Origin of the sequence: Streptomyces sp. CA-288835 (assembly GCF_050936385.1) — a bacterium.
Lineage (GTDB): Bacteria > Actinomycetota > Actinomycetes > Streptomycetales > Streptomycetaceae > Streptomyces.
On the sequence record NZ_JBNJMW010000001.1, the window covers coordinates 806492 to 823142 of the forward strand.

At 68.0% G+C, this 16651-nt stretch carries 16 protein-coding genes and 3 pseudogenes; 10 read left to right on the plus strand and 9 right to left on the minus strand.

The features are described from left to right. Positions 1-255 precede the first annotated feature (255 nt). Positions 256-939: a hypothetical protein gene (locus ACQEVY_RS03740; protein ID WP_432944758.1), complete on the plus strand. Its 684-nt coding sequence runs from the start codon at positions 256-258 to the stop codon at positions 937-939. 9 nt (positions 940-948) lie between these two features. Here ACQEVY_RS03740 and ACQEVY_RS03745 read toward each other — a convergent pair whose 3' ends face one another. Together ACQEVY_RS03745 and ACQEVY_RS03750 are read right to left on the minus strand one after the other, a co-directional pair. Further along, positions 949-1284: a CHAT domain-containing protein gene (locus ACQEVY_RS03745; protein ID WP_432944760.1), complete on the minus strand. Its 336-nt coding sequence runs from the start codon at positions 1282-1284 to the stop codon at positions 949-951. Positions 1285-1306: 22 nt separating this feature from the next. After that, a pseudogene (locus tag ACQEVY_RS03750) lies at positions 1307-1864 on the minus strand (CHAT domain-containing protein); the annotation flags it as partial. Positions 1865-2247: 383 nt separating this feature from the next. Here ACQEVY_RS03750 and ACQEVY_RS03755 point away from each other — a divergent pair. Next, on the plus strand, positions 2248-2817 hold the full coding sequence (locus tag ACQEVY_RS03755; RefSeq protein ID WP_432944762.1) for a hypothetical protein: 570 nt from the start codon (positions 2248-2250) through the stop codon (positions 2815-2817). A 110-nt stretch (positions 2818-2927) separates the two neighbouring features. Here the strand turns inward: ACQEVY_RS03755 and ACQEVY_RS03760 are convergent, their stop codons facing one another. Beyond that, on the minus strand, positions 2928-3194 hold the full coding sequence (locus ACQEVY_RS03760) for a hypothetical protein (protein ID WP_432944764.1): 267 nt from the start codon (positions 3192-3194) through the stop codon (positions 2928-2930). Positions 3195-3500: 306 nt separating this feature from the next. Between ACQEVY_RS03760 and ACQEVY_RS03765 the strand changes: the two genes are divergently transcribed. Next, entirely contained in the window at positions 3501-3842 is a 342-nt protein-coding gene (locus ACQEVY_RS03765) for a hypothetical protein (protein ID WP_432944766.1), read from the plus strand. Positions 3843-3955: 113 nt separating this feature from the next. Here the strand turns inward: ACQEVY_RS03765 and ACQEVY_RS03770 are convergent, their stop codons facing one another. Next, positions 3956-5200 (minus strand): PucR family transcriptional regulator, encoded by a 1245-nt coding sequence (locus ACQEVY_RS03770; protein WP_432944768.1) that lies wholly within the window; start codon positions 5198-5200, stop codon positions 3956-3958. A 357-nt stretch (positions 5201-5557) separates the two neighbouring features. Between ACQEVY_RS03770 and ACQEVY_RS03775 the strand changes: the two genes are divergently transcribed. The 3 genes from ACQEVY_RS03775 (at position 5558) to ACQEVY_RS03785 (ending at position 8778) form a co-directional block, all read left to right on the plus strand. Continuing rightward, the gene (locus ACQEVY_RS03775) at positions 5558-6424 is read left to right on the plus strand and encodes a DUF4394 domain-containing protein (RefSeq protein ID WP_432944770.1); all 867 of its coding nucleotides are present in this window, start codon (positions 5558-5560) and stop codon (positions 6422-6424) included. Between the two features lie 480 nt (positions 6425-6904). Then, positions 6905-7042: a hypothetical protein gene (locus tag ACQEVY_RS03780; protein WP_432944772.1), complete on the plus strand. Its 138-nt coding sequence runs from the start codon at positions 6905-6907 to the stop codon at positions 7040-7042. A gap of 248 nt (positions 7043-7290) precedes the next feature. Continuing rightward, complete coding sequence (locus ACQEVY_RS03785) at positions 7291-8778, plus strand: UDP-N-acetylmuramoyl-L-alanyl-D-glutamate--2,6-diaminopimelate ligase (RefSeq protein WP_432955049.1); 1488 nt, start codon at positions 7291-7293, stop codon at positions 8776-8778. A gap of 57 nt (positions 8779-8835) precedes the next feature. On the opposite strand, the gene ACQEVY_RS03790 is transcribed toward ACQEVY_RS03785, so the two are convergent. Together ACQEVY_RS03790 and ACQEVY_RS03795 are read right to left on the minus strand one after the other, a co-directional pair. Then, the gene (locus ACQEVY_RS03790; RefSeq protein ID WP_432944774.1) at positions 8836-9879 is read right to left on the minus strand and encodes a vanadium-dependent haloperoxidase; all 1044 of its coding nucleotides are present in this window, start codon (positions 9877-9879) and stop codon (positions 8836-8838) included. Positions 9880-10250: 371 nt separating this feature from the next. After that, positions 10251-10856: a dihydrofolate reductase family protein gene (locus ACQEVY_RS03795; protein WP_432944776.1), complete on the minus strand. Its 606-nt coding sequence runs from the start codon at positions 10854-10856 to the stop codon at positions 10251-10253. A 386-nt stretch (positions 10857-11242) separates the two neighbouring features. Between ACQEVY_RS03795 and ACQEVY_RS03800 the strand changes: the two genes are divergently transcribed. Next, on the plus strand, positions 11243-12958 hold the full coding sequence (locus ACQEVY_RS03800) for a tyrosine-type recombinase/integrase (protein WP_432944778.1): 1716 nt from the start codon (positions 11243-11245) through the stop codon (positions 12956-12958). 84 nt (positions 12959-13042) lie between these two features. Here ACQEVY_RS03800 and ACQEVY_RS03805 read toward each other — a convergent pair. Further along, positions 13043-13243 (minus strand): annotated as a pseudogene (locus tag ACQEVY_RS03805) (transposase family protein); the annotation flags it as partial. Between the two features lie 172 nt (positions 13244-13415). On the opposite strand from ACQEVY_RS03805, the pseudogene ACQEVY_RS03810 reads away from it, so the two are divergent. Further along, positions 13416-13790: pseudogene (locus ACQEVY_RS03810) on the plus strand (transposase); the annotation flags it as partial. Between the two features lie 14 nt (positions 13791-13804). Here ACQEVY_RS03810 and ACQEVY_RS03815 read toward each other — a convergent pair. Both ACQEVY_RS03815 and ACQEVY_RS03820 read right to left on the minus strand, forming a co-directional pair. Beyond that, on the minus strand, positions 13805-14029 hold the full coding sequence (locus tag ACQEVY_RS03815) for a hypothetical protein (RefSeq protein ID WP_432944780.1): 225 nt from the start codon (positions 14027-14029) through the stop codon (positions 13805-13807). A 45-nt stretch (positions 14030-14074) separates the two neighbouring features. Further along, the gene (locus ACQEVY_RS03820; RefSeq protein WP_432944782.1) at positions 14075-14692 is read right to left on the minus strand and encodes a TetR/AcrR family transcriptional regulator; all 618 of its coding nucleotides are present in this window, start codon (positions 14690-14692) and stop codon (positions 14075-14077) included. 122 nt (positions 14693-14814) lie between these two features. On the opposite strand from ACQEVY_RS03820, the gene ACQEVY_RS03825 reads away from it, so the two are divergent. Then, positions 14815-15219: a Dabb family protein gene (locus ACQEVY_RS03825; RefSeq protein WP_432944784.1), complete on the plus strand. Its 405-nt coding sequence runs from the start codon at positions 14815-14817 to the stop codon at positions 15217-15219. Between the two features lie 27 nt (positions 15220-15246). Next, positions 15247-16149, plus strand: a complete 903-nt coding sequence (locus ACQEVY_RS03830) for an NAD-dependent epimerase/dehydratase family protein (RefSeq protein ID WP_432944786.1) — start codon at positions 15247-15249, stop codon at positions 16147-16149. Positions 16150-16651: the final 502 nt, after the last annotated feature.

The following is a 16651-nucleotide window of genomic DNA, read 5'->3' on the forward strand; positions in this document are numbered from 1 at the left end:
ATGGTCCCAGGCGCCCTCTGGGAGCAGCCGGATGTCCCGGCAAGCCGACCTCGGGCACAGCTGTGGAGGCCGGACTTTTGTCCGGACAGCGCCAAGTCCACTTCCTCTCATGACATTCGGGCATTCCGCGGTCGGTACGCGCCGGTATCACAGCTGTAGGAGCGTTTTCCGGCCACCGGTCGAAGCCCGGATTGCCCTCCGAAGCATGCTGCACTCATGATCTGTTCCGACAGGGAATGGTCATGAGGGGGAACGGTGAGAAGCGGAACGACGGCGGCGGGGAAGCCGCAGGCGGAGGCTCTGCCCGCGGCACTGGGCATGTCGGTGTCGGAGCTCGTGCATGCGGTGGGCGGCTTCGAGGGTGACCCGGCCGAGATGGTTCGGGCCTCGGTGCGGACGGCTGAGCGAGCGTTCGCCGAACTCGACGCTTGTGACGACGTGATCGACAAGGCCTCGGAGGATGGAGGGGAGATCGCGGACCGCCTACGTACGCATCTCTCCGCGGAGTCCGTGGCGGACGTCCCCGCCGAGCTGAAAGAGTTGGCGACCGTCGCTGCACGGGTGCGAAGCACCGATGAAACCCGTCGGCTGCTGAACCGCGTACTGGGCAGGGAGGACCGGGACGCGTTCACGCCCGCCGCCGTCGTCCCCCTCACTGCCGACGCCCTCCCCAGGCTCCCGTCCGCCTACGCCGAACCCGACGACTATACGGACCTCTTCGCGGTTGCCGGCCGCGAGGAGCAGCTGAGGCCCCAGTTGAGACTCGTGCACACGGATCGGATCACTCGCGCGGCCTCGCACCTAGTGACCATGGTGGAACGAGTGGCCGCGACCGGTTTCGTCGACAAGCGGTTCACCGCTGAGTCACTTCGCGAGGCGCACCGCGCGTACGAGTTGTGGGAAAGGTGCCTGGCTGAGCGCCGACGTGACCTGAGCTAGGAAGGTCGTTCACACAGCACCGGTGATCTTGAAAGCGGCCCAGAACAGCGGGTTCCCGGCGACCTGTTGATCCAGGTAGCCGCGCCAGTCCGGAAGCACCGAGCTGATGGCCGATTCGGCGGAGATCACCGGCCCTTGCTGAGAGGGCACTCGCCACCGATGCGCACGCAGATATCGGATCGTGTCGGCGTAGGCGGCGTTGGGGGCCATGCCGGAGCCGAGGTGGGCGTGGAGCACGGCGGAGAAGACGACACCTTGCAGATCTGTGATCTCCCACAGTGTGGAGATGATGGCTCTTGCTCCGCGAGCCAGGAACGCGGACTCGAGGCTGCGCAGGGTCTGCACAGTTCGTCCAGTGCCTTCGTGCACGGCCTGTTCGGCAAGCGTTCAGGACGACCAGGTCGACGGTGGAGAAGTCGCCCTCGGCGAGGATCCTGCTTGCCGTCAGTGTGGCCTCTCCCAGTGAACTGCCGTGCAGCGCAAGCCCGGTGGCCCAACGATTCGAGTGTGGAAGGCCATGTGATGGCACGTGGACGATTCGCGCTCTGGACATCGCGTGCAAGGCTCGGGCCGGGGTCGCTTCCTCTTGCCGAAGCATTTCCGCGCTGCCGTGAAGGTCGGTGATCAGCACGGCTTCGTGGCGCGGACCGCCGATCGAGGCGATGTCGGGAAGGTGGCCGCCACCGTGCGCGACCACCATCACTTCGACCCCCGCAGCGTGTCGTTGGGACCTCTGAATGGCGGACACGAGACGAGCTGTGGGCGCATACGTGATGTGGTCAAAGGCATCACTCAATGTCACGGTGCGCTCGCTGTCGAGCGGAGCGGCATGAAGAGGCAACAGTTCCAGCGGAGCCGTGGGGCTGAGCATCAACCGATCGCATCCTCGTCGAGATGATGGCCAAGGGACCGGACGCCTGACCAGCGACGACTGGCACGGTGTGTGGTCTCAGTCCTCGTCTCATTCACCACCGTCCGTTGCCGTTCAGGAGGCTCCTCTCCGCTGCAGAGGTGTTGGACCGCGCTTGGAGCCGTGCGATGACAGCAGGATGTTCGTGACGGTCACACTCGGCCGCCTTCCTTGTACGGGGAGCCACACCCGGTCTTGCTTGTGTCAAGCGCCACACCCGGTGCCGTGGCGCTCCGTTGTGTTGACGTCCACAGGGGGGTCACCAGGTTCTTCCCGTGACGGTCGGCTCGCCATTTCCCGCGGCATGGCATGCGTCGCCGAGGCAGTGGCGGTCCAAGTCCGATAGCAATCGGTCGAGTTCGGCCATTGACGGGTGCGGCGGCGGCATGATGTGCGGCATGGACCAAGCCGACGCGATCATCTGGGCGACCGCCCTGGGCATCGGAGGGACCTTGGCTGCCGGGCTGACCGGACCGCTTCTCCAGGCCAGGGCCTCACGCCGGCAGGCCCGGGACCAGGAGGCCTTCCAGGTCCGGCACCGCCTGCGCGACGAGCGACGCGCCGCCTTCGCGACCGCGCTCGACCAGTGTGAGGCGTTCCGGCACAGCATCAACGCCGCCATCGAGGCCCGCATGGCTCTCGAATGGCGCAGCGAGGACGCCCACTGGGAGCTGTGGCAGTCGACCGACGCTGCACTGGGCGCGCTGCGCCGGGCGGCGACGAACGTCGCCATCACCGGCCCCGCTCCCATGGGCGAACTGGCCGACGCCGTCCATGCGGCAGCGGCCCGGCAGGCGGGCGTCTGGCGCATGCGACTGGATCTGGACGACCGCCTCGTGCAGAACGCCCAGGCGGACAGTGCCTTCGCTGATGCGCGCAGACAATTCATCGCCCCGGCGGAAAAGATCCTGGCCCTGCCCACCGACCAGGGCACCCGGCACCGGGGCATGCTGCGGCGTTCGCCGTGACGCGGGCCTGACGAGGGATTTCCTGTGGCGGGCTAGTCGCTGCCAGCAGGTTCGTTCGGGGATTCCTGCGAGTGCTCCGAACCTCAAGACCGACACGCCATGTGCCGCTCTCAGGACCCCGATGACGGCGAATGGACAACGTCGACGAACTCCGAGCCCTTCTGCCAGATCCGCAGCTGCACCGTCGCCTCCGCGAGAGCGAGCTTGAGCTGCTCGCACTCGTAGCGCAGCCGCCGCTCGGTCCACGACTGCCCACCATCGGGGCCGGGCAGCGAGCGGTCCATCCCGGCCTTGCCGGCGTCGACGAACCGGTCCCGCCCGTTGCCCACCGTCGCCGAGGACACCCCATGCCGACGTACCGCCTCGGCCAGCGACAACTCGCATCACCGATCACGAACGTCGGCTGCCGATCGCTCCCTGAGGGTGACGCGCGGCGACCATCCGGACGCGAGCCCGCGAGGCAGGTGTCCGGATGGTGGTCCGCTGTGGTGGCGGGAATCTTGTGGGCGTACTCCCCAGGCCCGGGTTGCCGGAGTGAAGTCACCTATCGCGTAGTGCGGAAATGCGAGTTGAGTCGCCTGGTGTGGGCGGCGTGCCCCGGCCTCAATCGTCAGCACAAGGCATCTGGACAATTCCGGGGAGATTTTGGCACGGTGAGGTGCACCGGCCCAGGAATCGAATGTGTGGCCGATGCCTTCTGGGGTCCAGCCGTGCCATCCGCTCGCCTCGCACGGGACGCCGCCGCCTTTTATGCCGCGCAGAGCGCTTTCTCCGACCCCAGTGGCCTCGGCCGGCTTTACGCCGACCTGCCGGATGATCCGGCTCAACACGCCTGTGTAGCCCGCGATCTGATGGTCCATCGTCTGGAAGGCGAGCCGTTCTGCCAGTCATCTTGCAGGATCGCCAGCACAACGACGCCGAGACGCGCTACCTCGATGAACATCTTGCGGATCATCATCGAGCGGAACAACGCCCCGCTGACGCAGCGGCGCGAGGTCGGTGACCGGTTCGTCGCACTCCGGTGATGCAGGTGGCCGGACTTGACGAGGAAGTCACTGGAGTTGCTCACCACCCCAGCCTGCCGTATCGGCGGCACGGACGGCACGGCGGCCACCCCGGTCCGGCGCGCCCGATGCGTTCAGCGCCACGCTCCCGACAGGCGCCGGGTGACCACCGCGCTGAGCGTGCGCACGCCCCGCGTCGAGCCGGGGTCGATGCCGGTGAGTTCCCGTACGCGGCGGAGGCGGTAGTCGAGGGTGCGGGTGTGGACGTTGAGGGCGGTCGCGGTGGCGCCGCGGTGCATGTCGTGGCGGTAGTACGCGTCGAGGGTGACGAGCAGGTCCGGGCCGGAGTCCAGTCGTCGGGCCACGTCGCGCAGCCATGCGTCGACGAACGGCACGTCCACGACGGCGAGTTCGACGAACACGTCGGCCAGGGTGTGCGGCCGGAGCCGGGCGGACGCCCGGCGCAGCGGGGCCGCCCGGCTGATCCGCCGGGCCCTGGCCAGGGCGTCGGCCAGCCCGGACAGCGGGGCGGTGGCCGTACCGACGGCACAGGACCGGCCGAGGGCGCGGGCGAAGTCCCGTACGAGATCCTGCAAGTGGTCGGGGGTGAGATCGGGCAAGAGGTCGGGAACGGTGTGCGGCGATACGTTTTCCGCTTCCGCGGCACCAGAAATCAGAGGGACCAGGGCGATCAGCTCACCGCTACCGTCTCCGTTGTCCGGACCCCACATGACCGGCACCTGGTGGCTCTTCACCAGCGTCTCGATCTCGTTTTCCAGGAAACGATCGACGGCGGGCAGGTCCGGCAGCCGGAACACCGTCACCGCGAAGTAATCGGGCAGTTCCATGTCGACGGCCGCGGCGATTTCCGTCGATATCGAATCTCCGTTCAGCAATGACCGGGCCAGCAGGGCGACCTGCTCGGCATACGGCATTCGGCGGCGCAGTACACGGACGAATCCCTGGCGGTAGGCGCCGATGCCGCGCTCGCCCTGCGGGGCGAACCAGGCCATCATGCGCATGAGTTCGTCGACTCCGCCGCCGCGCTGTGCCTCGGTCGCCTCGTTGATCTCGCGCAGCATGAGCGCGGTGTGCACGCGCAGCACCCGCTGCCGCGCGTCGAGCGACATTCCGGCCCCGGCCCGCAGCTCCCCCATCGACGCGATGTAGCCGAGGTCGTCGCCGCTCAACTCGCTGTTGTCCGGCGACAGTTCGACGGTACGGCGCCGGAACCACATCGCGTGTTCCAGCGTCTCGGCCCGGGCCCGGGAGTCCTTGTCCAGGAACCCGAACTCCGGGATCTCACGCTTGTACGTCTCGACCTCGCGGCGGGCGTTGGTCGACGCCTGCCGGGCCAGTTCGGCGAAGAGGCTCCCCATGGACGCGAGCATGTCATTCCGGGCGAACCGGCCGACAGACGAGATCCGGACGGCGTTCATCACTCCGCACAAATCGGCGCCAACCCTGTCGACCTGGCTTTTGTCACAGTGCGCAAAATTCCCGGATCGGGGCGTTCCCGTCACCACTTCCGCTTGTGGAGGAAGCGTGAAGCGACCTTAATGAGAACCGCGTACACGCCCGTCGGGGGAACACCGCGGCTCATTCTGGCGCGGCTCCGGCATGGCTCCGGAAATCGGTACGGGCGGGAGTACGGGAATTCTCAGCCGCGCGCCAACAATGGCGCTCGCCCAAACGGGAGGGAAACTCCGATGAAATCAGGAACGAGAAAGAGAATCATGGCGGCGGTCGCGGTCATGGTCACGTCGACGGCGCTCATGCTCGGCACGCCGGGCACCGGCTCGGCCGCCCCCGCCGCCACACCCAGCCTGCGCGCCTTCGGGATCACCGGTGACGGCACCCTGATGGCCACGTTCACGACCGACCGACCGGACGTACTCAACTGGGTCAGGGCCGTCACCGGCCTCAGCGGCGACACGGGCCTGATCGGCATCGACTTCCGGGTGCAGAACGGCCTGATGTACGGCGTGGGCAACAAGGGCGGCATCTACACGATCAAGATCCCGACGGGCACCCAGGACGTCGTGGTCACCAAGGTGTCCCAGCTCCAGTACGCGCTGAACGGCACGAACTTCGGCGTCGACTTCAACCCGGCGGCCGACCGGCTGCGCGTGATCAGCGACAACGGCCAGAACCTGCGGCACAACCTCAACGACCACACAACCATCCAGGACCTGAACCTCACCACCCCGCCGATCGAGGGCACGACCAAGGGCGTCTCCGCCGCTGCCTACACGAACAACGACCTCGACGGGACCACCGCGACCACGCTGCTCGACATCAACACGACCACCGACCAGGTCGTCATCCAGTCCCCGGCCAACAACGGCACGCTCGCCCCGACCGGCAACCTCGGCATCGATGCCGGGATCAACGCCGGCATGGACATATTCAGCACCCTGTCGGGCGGCAAAACGGTCGACAACACCGCCTTCGCCACCCTCACCCCCTACGGAGCCGGCACGCCTTCCCTCTACACCATCAACGTCGTCACCGGCCAAGCCACCCTCGTGGCCACCGACGCCGCCAAGGCCAAGTTCCCCCTGAACATCACGGACGTGGCCATCTCCCTCACCGGCACCTGATCCCGTCGGTCATGTCCTCGCCGCGGCCCGGCCACCACCGGGTCGCGGCGCGTCACCGCTACGGGCTGTTCCCCAGGCCGCCCTTGGCAACCAAGGGAAACGTATTGGTCGCGGCAAGCGCGGGCGGATGGTGGTCGCATGTGGTCGCACGAGACTGGGAGTGTCGGCCCTTCCTGCGCCTCCGGGAGGCGATCCTCATGCGCACCACCGCCGACCGCGGCCGCGTCTACCGCAGGTGCGGCTGCCGAGACACCCACCGCCGCCAGCTCGGAGCGCACTCCCCCCAGAATGCGCTCGGCACTACGTCGAAGACCTGAACAACCACACTGCGCCGTACGGCGCAGTCAAAGCTGTATACCGCCCGTTGCACCACTGCCGGGGCCACCAAGGGCGCCGGACGAGGAGGTACCCGCCTCGTGCGCGCTCGGTGGCGCGCCGAGCGTGGCGTTCGGGCCGCTCGGGCGGACGTACACTCGGCACATGAGTCGCACACGTGCCGTGAGGGACAGCCTGCAGCAGGCTGCCTGTCGGCTGTGCCCGGCTGCCGTAGGCCCGGCGACCGCAGCTGACAATGAGGCGCCCGAGAGCGGCCGTATCGCGCTGCACGGCCACGGCTAGCGATTCTCCGCGCCCTCACCGGGGCGGGGCCCTAGCCTCGCCCCGGCTCGCTGTTCTTGTAAACACACAGCCGGCAACGCAGCAGGACTGCTGCTGCCGACCTGAGCCGCCGCATCCGGTTCTGATCGGACGTGTCCGCGACACCTGCGCACCCGCTCAACGGCACCACCGCAGCTTCCGGCACACCGCCGGGCTGCCGCCTGGCGACGGCCCGACGACGGCTCCGAGCCACCTTCGAAGGGATCATTGTGAAGCTGAGCGAGTTGCTGGCCGGGCAGGAGCACCACGTTCTGCAGGGCGACCCGGCGAGGGCGTGGATCACCGCGGGAACCACCTTCGACGCCGACCGGGTGACGCCGGGTTCGCTGTTCATCGCCGTGCCCAGCCACCGTGAAGGCGGCCCCGACTCGGTGGCACCTGCCCTCGCATGCGGCGCGGCGGCGGTACTCGTCGACGCCGCGACGCCGACACCTGCGGCGTCGGTGTGGGCGTCGGCACCGGAGGTGTGCGTCGTACGGGTGCCGGACACCCGGACAGCGGCCGCAGTCGTCGCCTCCCGCTATTTCGGTGAGCCGGGGCGGCAGATGGACATGGTGGCGATCACCGGTACCAACGGCAAGACGTCGGTGTCGTACATGGTCGAGTCGGTCCTGCGGATTTCCGAGGGCGCGAAGGTGGGGGTCATCGGGACCTCCGGCAGCCGGATCGGCGACGAGCTGATCCCGATGCCGAGGTCGGTGCTGACCACGCCGGAGTCGCCGGACCTGCAGTACCTGCTGGGGTGCATGCGCGACCGCGGAGTCGGCAGCGCGGTACTGGAAGCCACGTCCATGGCGCTGCTGACACACCGGGTCGACCGTACGTTCATCGACGTCGGCGTGTTCACCAACCTGACGCAGGATCACCTGGACGATCACGGAACGATGGCGAACTACCGGGACGCCAAGCTGCGTCTGTTCCAGGGCTTGTGCAGGCGCGCTGTGGTCAACGCCGACGACCCGGTGGGCGCCAGGATCCAGGCGATGATGCCGGGCACGGTGACCACGTACGCCCTGGACGCCGAGGCGGACTACCGGGCCACCGACCTCTCCGTGGACGCCTCCGGCACGCGTTTCATCCTGCACCACGACGGCCGCAAGTATCCGGCGGCGATCCCCATCCCGGGCCGCTTCTCGGTGGCCAACGCGCTGGCCACCGTGGCGGCCTGCCACCTTCTGGGCCACGATCTGGGCAGGCTGGTCGCCGCCCTAGACCGGATGCCTGCGATCCCGGGTCGGTTCGAGCGCTTCCAGACGCCGCGCGGCACGTCGGTGATCGTGGACTACGCCCACTCACCGGACTCCCTGGACAAGGTCCTCACCACCATCCGCGACTTCGCACGCGGCCAGGTCATCACCGTCTTCGGCTGCGGCGGGGACCGGGACACCACCAAGCGGACGGACATGGGCAGGATCGCCGGAACCCACTCCGACCTGTGCGTCCTCACCTCGGACAACCCCCGCAACGAAGACCCTCAGGCCATCCTGGACCAGATCGCCCCCGGCATCGCGGCGACCGGCACACCGTTCGAACGGTTCACCGACCGCCGTCAGGCCGTCGCCTTCGCTCTCTCCGCCGCGGGCCCGGACGACATCGTCCTGATCGCCGGCAAGGGCAGCGAGCCCCATCAGATCATCGGCGACAAACTGCTCCCCTTCAGTGACATGGCAACCGTGCTCGAACTCACCCGGGTATAGCGGGCCCTGCCGCCTCAATTGCGGACCGCCCGTGCCGTACTCGGTTGGACGGCCGCGTCAGCGCCGCTGGAAGGCGCGGTTCAGGACGTCGCGGGTGACCGCCAGCCCGAGCCGGTGCCCGTGCTCGGAGGCGAAGCGGTAATGCACGCCGGCCCAGATACGCGCCTCCAGGAGTTCGGCTGTCGCCGCCTGAAGGCTGTCGTAGTGGCGGGTCGTGCCGGAGGCGGGGCTGTACGCCGCGAACGTGAGGTCGTCACGGCCGAAGAACGACCCCAGGACCGTCATGACCGCCGTGGTGAAGCAAGCGTGGCCCGACGGGTACTCCGGCGACGGAGCGGTGACCCGCAGCGGCGTCCAGTCCGGGTCGGGATCGGTGGCCGCGTTGCCGTCGGTGCCGGCGAGCGGAATGGCCGTCACTGGGCGCCAGAAGTTCCAGTGCGCCTTGGCCTTGTAGCAGGCGATCAGAGTGTCGGCGGAGGCCACGTACACCATGGCGAGCAGCCGGGCCGTCCGGAGGCTGCTGAGGCGGTGCTCGCCGGCGAGTTGCCGGGTGATCGACCATTCGACCATCCGGGGGTCGTCCCACCAGATCGCCGCCTCGGTCTGGTCCTCGGTGCGGACGGTGCTGGTGGCCGCGCCGAGGCTCTTGACCTCGTTCAGGTCGCGGGCCCAGGCGGCGCCGGTCAGGGCCGGCGGGGGCTTGACCCGGTAGGCGCCGGCGTCGGGGACGACGAACGGCTTCAGGTTCGGCACCCAGGCGCCGACGTTGACGTAGCCGGGCGGGGTGAGCCGGTATTCGCCCGGCTCGGTGCCGACGGTCCACGGCGCGGTGGGGTCGAAGCCGTCGTCACGGCGGCTCTCGGTCATCGCCGCGGCGGCGGCCCTGCCGACGGCCACCCCGCCGTCCTCGGCGCGGCCGTCGGGGATCGCGGCCAGCGCCTCGTCGTACCGGGCGTTCAGCGACTCGGCCTGCCCCGGGAAGAGCCACAGCAGCGTGTCGTGGGCGGCCGCGGCGACCGCCGCGGCGGTGGAGTCCCCGGGGCGGCTGCGGGGCGCGTTTCCGGGCGCATACGTGCAGATCAGAGCAGCATCAGCCGACACAGACCAACCTGGCGTCAAACTCGCAAGCAGCGGATTCAGTCCGCTGAGCAGGAGTTGACGGTCCAACACCCTCACGAGGAACGTTTCCGCACCCATGAGGATTGGGGCTGTCAAGGGCCGCAGACGCCCGCCCCGGTGGGGTCTGTACGGTCAACGGTGGATCTTCGAAACGGAGTAACACCTGAGGACAGACGTGACCGTGTCGGCTGAGGCCGCGATCACCTCCGAGTGCGAGAGGAACCCTGTCTCCCTCAACCGCACCACGACCTGGACCGGGCGTCCTGACGTTGGCCGTTCGCCCCCTATTAGGTCTTGCTCCGCGCCCGCCGACGCCGGCCTGGCAGCCGTCCAGACCGGCGGACGGGGCAACGTCACGCAGGGACGCCGAGCGGCGGGTGCTCGAGCACGCGGGGCTTGTACTCGACCAGCTGGATGCGGCCGTCGAAGGTGCGGTGCTCGATCATCTCAAGGGCAACGTCCGGATAGCCGTCGTAGATGCGTTCTTCGCCCGTGGCCCCGGTGATCACCGGGAACATCACGACCCGGAAGCGGTCGACGAGTCCGGCTCGTAGCAAGGACCGGCACAGGCTGAGGCTGCCGATCGTGCTGAGGAGCCCCGAGCCACTCGACTTCATGGCGCGGACCGCCTCGACGGCGTCGTCACGGACGAGCGTGGAGTTGGCCCACGTCAGTGGCTCCTCGAGTGAGGAGGAGAACACCACCTTGGACGCTTGCGTGAGCTCGTCGACGGACGCCTCTTCCTCGGGCCTGAACTCGTCTTGGCCCTTCGGGACCTCGCCTGCGGCGAAGCCCGACATCAGACGGTAGGTGTTCGCCCCCATCAGGTAGGTGACCTCGGGCTGCTCGCCGAGCCATGCGAGGTACTCCGGGCCCTCGAGGCCCCAGAACCCGGGCCATCCCTCTCCCGATGCGTAGCCGTCGAGGGAAGTGATGAAGTCGACGAGAAGCTCCGACATGGCGGTGTCCTTTCCTAGGTGTCACGAGCTTGGACCCGCCGGGAGCCACAAACTCATCGGCCGCGCTGTGGAGTAACGAGAAAACCCATGACGCTGCAGCCGATCAGGTCAGCGGAGCGGCACTGCTTCGGAGGGCCCGGAGGGCCGGTTCAAAATGGGTTCTGAGGGAGAAGCGACTCCCCAACGCGTCGCGGTCCTTCGGAGACGCGAAAAGGTCCAACCGGCTCGCTCGAGATCATTCACGGGCTGCCCTCAGGCCGCCGCCCTTGGCGCCCGGCCAAGGGAAACGCGCTGGTCGCGGCAGACATGGCTGGCGTGGTGGTCGCGTGTGGTCGCACAAGACTGGAGGTGTCGGCCCTTCACTCCGCGCCTTGGAGGCGATCTTCATGCGTACCACCCCCGACCGCGGCCGCATCTACCGCAGGTGCGGCTGTCGCGACGCCCACCGGCGCCAGCTCGGAGCACACTGCCCCCACCTGCTCACCGACAGCCGCCACGGGACGTGGACCTTCGCCGTCGACATCCCCGCCCCACACCACCGCACGACCGTCCGGCGTGGCGGCTTCACCAGCCACGACACCGCCAAGGCCGCGCTGGCCACGTTCCTGGAGGGTGAGGCCGGCGGCTTCAACGCCGACCCGAACCAGACCGTCACCGACTTCCTGCACACCTGGCTGGCAGCGAAGGCGCTGGTCCTCAAGCCGACGACCATGGCCCGATACCGGGACTACGTGCACAACGATCTCGTCCCCGCCTTCGGCAGTCTCAGGCTGGACGACCTCCGGCACCGGCACATCAGCGCATTCGTGACCAGCGAGCTCGAGGTTGGCCGCGGCCGCACCACCATCTACCGGTGCTTGACCACGCTGTCCAGCGCGCTGGGGGACGCCGTCCGCCAGCACCGCCTGGCCCACAATCCCGCCAGTCCACCGGCGCTGCGCCGACCGCCTTCGCCGGAGCGCCAAATCTGGACCGCGAACGAGGCAGTCCGGTTCCTGCAGTACTGCCACGAAACCGACCCGGACATGGCCGACCTGTTCGAGTTCCTCATCGGCACCGGCCTGCGCAAGGGCGAGGCCCTCGGGCTGCACTGGGACGACGTCCATCTCACCGAACGCGTTCTCTACGTGCGGTGCACACTCTCCGCCGTCGACAACAACCGGCTCGTGATCACCACGCCCAAGACCCGCACCAGCAAGAACTGGGTGGCCATCTCCCCTCGCGTCGCCGCCGCCCTCCGCCGCCGGGCCCGGGCCAGAGATCGCGTCCACAGGCGCCCGGGCGATCCGTTCGCTGGACTCGTCTTCTGCCGACCCGACGGCCGCCCGCTGCGGCCCAGAGCCGTCCTGGACCGGCTCCGGCAACTGTCCGACGAAGCCGGCGTCCCCCGGGTGACCGTTCACGACCTGCGCCACCTGGCCGCCACCCTCACCATCACCGCCGGCGTCCCCCTCACCGTGGTCTCCAAGACCCTGCGCCACTCCACCCTGTCCACCACGGCCAACATCTACAGCCACCTCACCCAGCAGGCCGCCCGCGAAGCCGTCGACACCATCGAGCACACCCTCACGCGGGCCGAACAGAAGGCCGACCGGCAGGCCCGGCTGGAGCAGCTGCGATCACCACGCGACCACATCCAACGGCTCCGCGAAGCCCTCAACCGGCTCCGCTCCCCCACCCCGCCCGGCTTCTGCAACACCGCGAACGGGTATGGCACCCGGCCTGCGACCACACTGCGACCACCAGCCCTCCAGGAACGCGAAAAGCCGCCCTCCCGTAAACGAGAGAACGGCCTCCGACCTGCAAAAAGCTGGTCGGGACGACAGGATTTGAACCTGCGCCCCCTTGACCCCCAGCCGTTGCGCGCTCAAGTGCGCAGTCATAGACGGTCACCGGATGTTGATGCTCCATCGGTGCCGTCCCGCGCAACAACGGCTCGTCCGACGCGCTTGGAGATAGCAACCCGCCATTTCAAACCTTCGGCTGCTGCCACTCCCTGGCTGGGCTTGCCGGTACGCGCGCGGTCAGCCGCCCTGGAGAAGGGAGTGCGGTCCGCCGAGGTACAGGTCACGCCCGTATCTATTGAGCACTGTGCATCGTGAAGTTGCTGGTCACGGGTCTGGTGTGCGTGGGGTTCGGGGTGCTCGTGCTGGTCGTGGGCGGATGACTTCGGTGAAGATCGTCGGTCACCGGGACACTTCGCGGTTCGTGAGGACGAGCAGGGACCTGACCAGGGCGGTCGCCCACGTCGGGTCGGTGCGGACCTTACCGAGCACGCGCCAGTTCTTGAGGTGGGCGAAGCCGTGCTCGACCGGTGCCCGGACCGCTGCCAGTGAAGTGTTCGACAGTTTCTGTCCTCGTGTCAGGGGGCGGTTCCGGGCGGGTTTACGAAGTAGCGAAGATCATGTGGCGGTCACGTGCCGTCAGTCGGCGAGCGGTGGCGGAGCATCGTTGGCGCTGCTGACGGAGGTGAGCGGGCGCATGCGGGCAGGCTGCCGGCCGGTTCGCCAGCCGCCACGGAGAGTACCGAGCAGGCCCTTCGCCCACTACGACGAAGAGGCCACGGCTAGGTCGATTCGGGCCGCTCGCCCGGACGGCGCCCCGATCTACGTCATCCTGGACAACCTGTCCGCCCACAAGGGCGACACCATCCGCCGCTGGGCGAAGAACAGGGTCGAGCTGTGCTTCACGCCGACCTACGCGTCCTGGGCCAACCCGATCGAGGCTCACTTCGGGCCGTTGCGACAGTTCACGATCGCCAACTCCAACCACCGCAACCACACCACACAGACCCGGGCCCTCCACGCCTATCTCCGCTGGCGCAACGCCAACGCCCGCCACCCCGACGTCCTTGCCGCCCAGCGTCGAGAGCGCGCCCGCAGCCGCAGTGAGAAGGGCATTCGATGGGGCGGACGAGCGAGGACCGCTGCTTGATCATTCGCTGACGTTCAACGTCGCACAGTCCGCGACTCCCAGTTCGGACAGCACCGCCCGGAGCCGCTCCAGGGCCGCGGTCGTGTCCGGCTCTCCGCGATTTCAAGGTCAAGATGGCAACGATTCATGCCGCTGCCCGCGCCGGTGACCTCGCCGTCGAGCTCGAACGCCGTCTCCAGAGCCTCCTCGACGTCGTAATGATCGATCGGCAGCCCCACGAAGACGATCTCGACGAACACTCCGGTCCTTCCTCTAACCCCGGCGAACCACAGCGGTCAGAGCACCTAGCTGCTCGCCGGTCGACCGTTCGCCAGCGCCTCGGTTTGCCAGCCGAGAAGGATCGCGCGAAGCGCCTGTTCGGCGAGGCGGCGGGCGCGATCGCTGCCTACATTGCCGAGGTAACTGAGCGACGCGATGCCGTACAGCGTGCCCCAAAGGATCTCGCAAGCCTGGTCGAAATCGGCCAGGACCACGTCGTGTGCAGCCGACCAGGAGGTGAGCAGCTCCTTGAGGACGTCGATGACCGGTTCCGCGACGCGTCGGCGTTCGTCCGCGTCGGCCATCGGGTCGTTCATGACCTGGTAGAGGTGGGGGTGCTCGCCGGCGAACCGGACGTACTGCGACGCAATGCGCGTCATGCGCCGGTCCGTGTCGGGCTCCTGCGCGGCTTGGCGGAACTCGGTCAGCATCAGGTGGTGACCGTGCGCGACCAGCTCCAGTACGAGCGCGTCCTTGTTAGCGAAGTGCTGGTAGACGACGGGCGCGGAATATTCGACGTCGGTGGCGATGCGCCGGATCGTCAGGGCCGCGATGCCCTCGGTCTCGAGGACGTGCAGCGCGGCCTCGATGATCCGCTCCCGGGTGTTCGCCCGTTCGCGGGCCCGTCTTGTGCTGGTCGGCATGGTCTGTCACTTCGCTTCGATGGTGTTCTCGAACACTAGTCACCGTCTTGACCGCGTCGGCGATGCGCGTCATAGTTAACGCCGTTAGGAAATCTAACGACGTTAGAAACGAGTAGTAAGTCATGATTTACCACATCAACAGAGTCACGATGAAGGCCACTGCGACGCCCGAGCAGATCGATGGAGTGCTGGGGAGCTGGCGCAACCAGGGCCGGTCGAACCCCGCCATCAAGTCCTTCGTCGTCGGCCGCGACCACGGCGGCGACTACACGTACGGCGCGGTGTTCGTCGTCGAGGATCTTGACGGGCTTTTCGCCTACCTGACGCACCCGACCACCTACCAGACCGACCACCTCGGGCTGCACCTGGTCGAACGGCTGGAGATCTTCGACGTCAGTGACGACGACGACCCCGACCTGAACGCCAAGATCCAGGAACTGCACCGGCGCCGCAACGAGCTCAACCCGCAGATCGCCGGCATGCTCGCCGACGTGCCCACCTATACCGGCTCCGGCGTGGACGACTGACCGATAGCCCGGAGAAGGAAATCCGTCATGGCCAAGCACGTCATCATCGGTGCCGGTTCCATCGGTACCAACGTCGCTCGTCTGCTCGCCGAGCGCGGCGAGAGCGTCCGGATCGTCACCCGCAGCGGCTCCGGCCCCGAGCACCAGCTGGTCGACCGGATCGCCGCGGACGCGTCCGACCCGTCCCGCCTGACCGAGCTGTCCCGCGGCGCGGAAGTGATCTACCACTGCGCCAATCCACCCTCATACACGATGTGGGAGCCCCTGTTGCCGCCGCTGCAGACGGCGGCCATCACCGCCGCCAAGGCGAACGACGCCGTCCTCGCACTGACCGGCAGCCTTTACGCCTACGGCCCGCAGCCCGGTGGCCGGATGAACGAACACACCCCCATGGCCGCCACCGGGCACAAGGGCCGCCTGCGCAGACGCATGTGGGAACAGGCCCTCGCCGGAGGGATCCGCACCGTCGAGGTCCGCGGCTCCGACTACATCGGCAAGGACGCCAACGGCATCTACTCCCTGCTCATCAAGTCGGCCCTGCAGAAGGGAAAAGCGGCCTGGATCACCGGCCACCTGGACATGCCGCACACCTTCACCTTCAACGGCGACATGGCACAGGCCCTCATCACGCTGGCCTCGGAAGAACGCGCGTGGGGCCGACCCTGGCACGTGCCGTCCGCGCCGGCCGTCACCATCCGCGAGCTGGCGCGGCACTACGCCGTCGCGGCGGGCCGGCCACCGGTCAAACTAATCCAGATACCGCGCTCCGTGACGCGTACGGCCGGGCTGATCGTCCCGATCGCCCGCGAGATGGCCGAGATGGACTACCAGTGGTACGCGCCGTTCCACATGGACGCGACGGAGACCGCCGACACCTTCCGCCTGACCGCCACCGACCTCGACACCGCCGTCCGCAACGAGGTCAGCTGAACTCCCACCGCCACACCTGCAGGCCGACGGCATGGCCGCCGACACCGTGAACGCTCGTGGTCACGGCACTAGCGGGACCGCGTCCACCCTGCCGACTATTCCAATAGCCCGATAGTCGACTAGGCGGATCACTATTCGACTAGTCGCAGCAACCCCGGAGCACCACCATGCCCGCCAACACCCACCACGTCCGCCTGCTGCGCGACCTCGCCAACCTCCTCGAAGCCCAGCCCGGACCCACCGACGACCCCTTCACCCGTACCCGAAGCCCTCCAGCTCCAGCGCCGCATCCGCCGCTACAACGCCGACAACGGCACCCCCCCACGGCGACATCGTCGCGCTGGCGCTTGATAGCTGGCTGCGCGCCAAGGGCTACCCGCCAGATCTCAACCACCCCAATGGAGACACGCAATGAACGAACTGCACCCTGACGGTCAGAAGAGCCGGTAGCGGTCTGCCTGTGGCAACGCCGGTACGCGAACTTAAGCTCCAACCTCTTCGG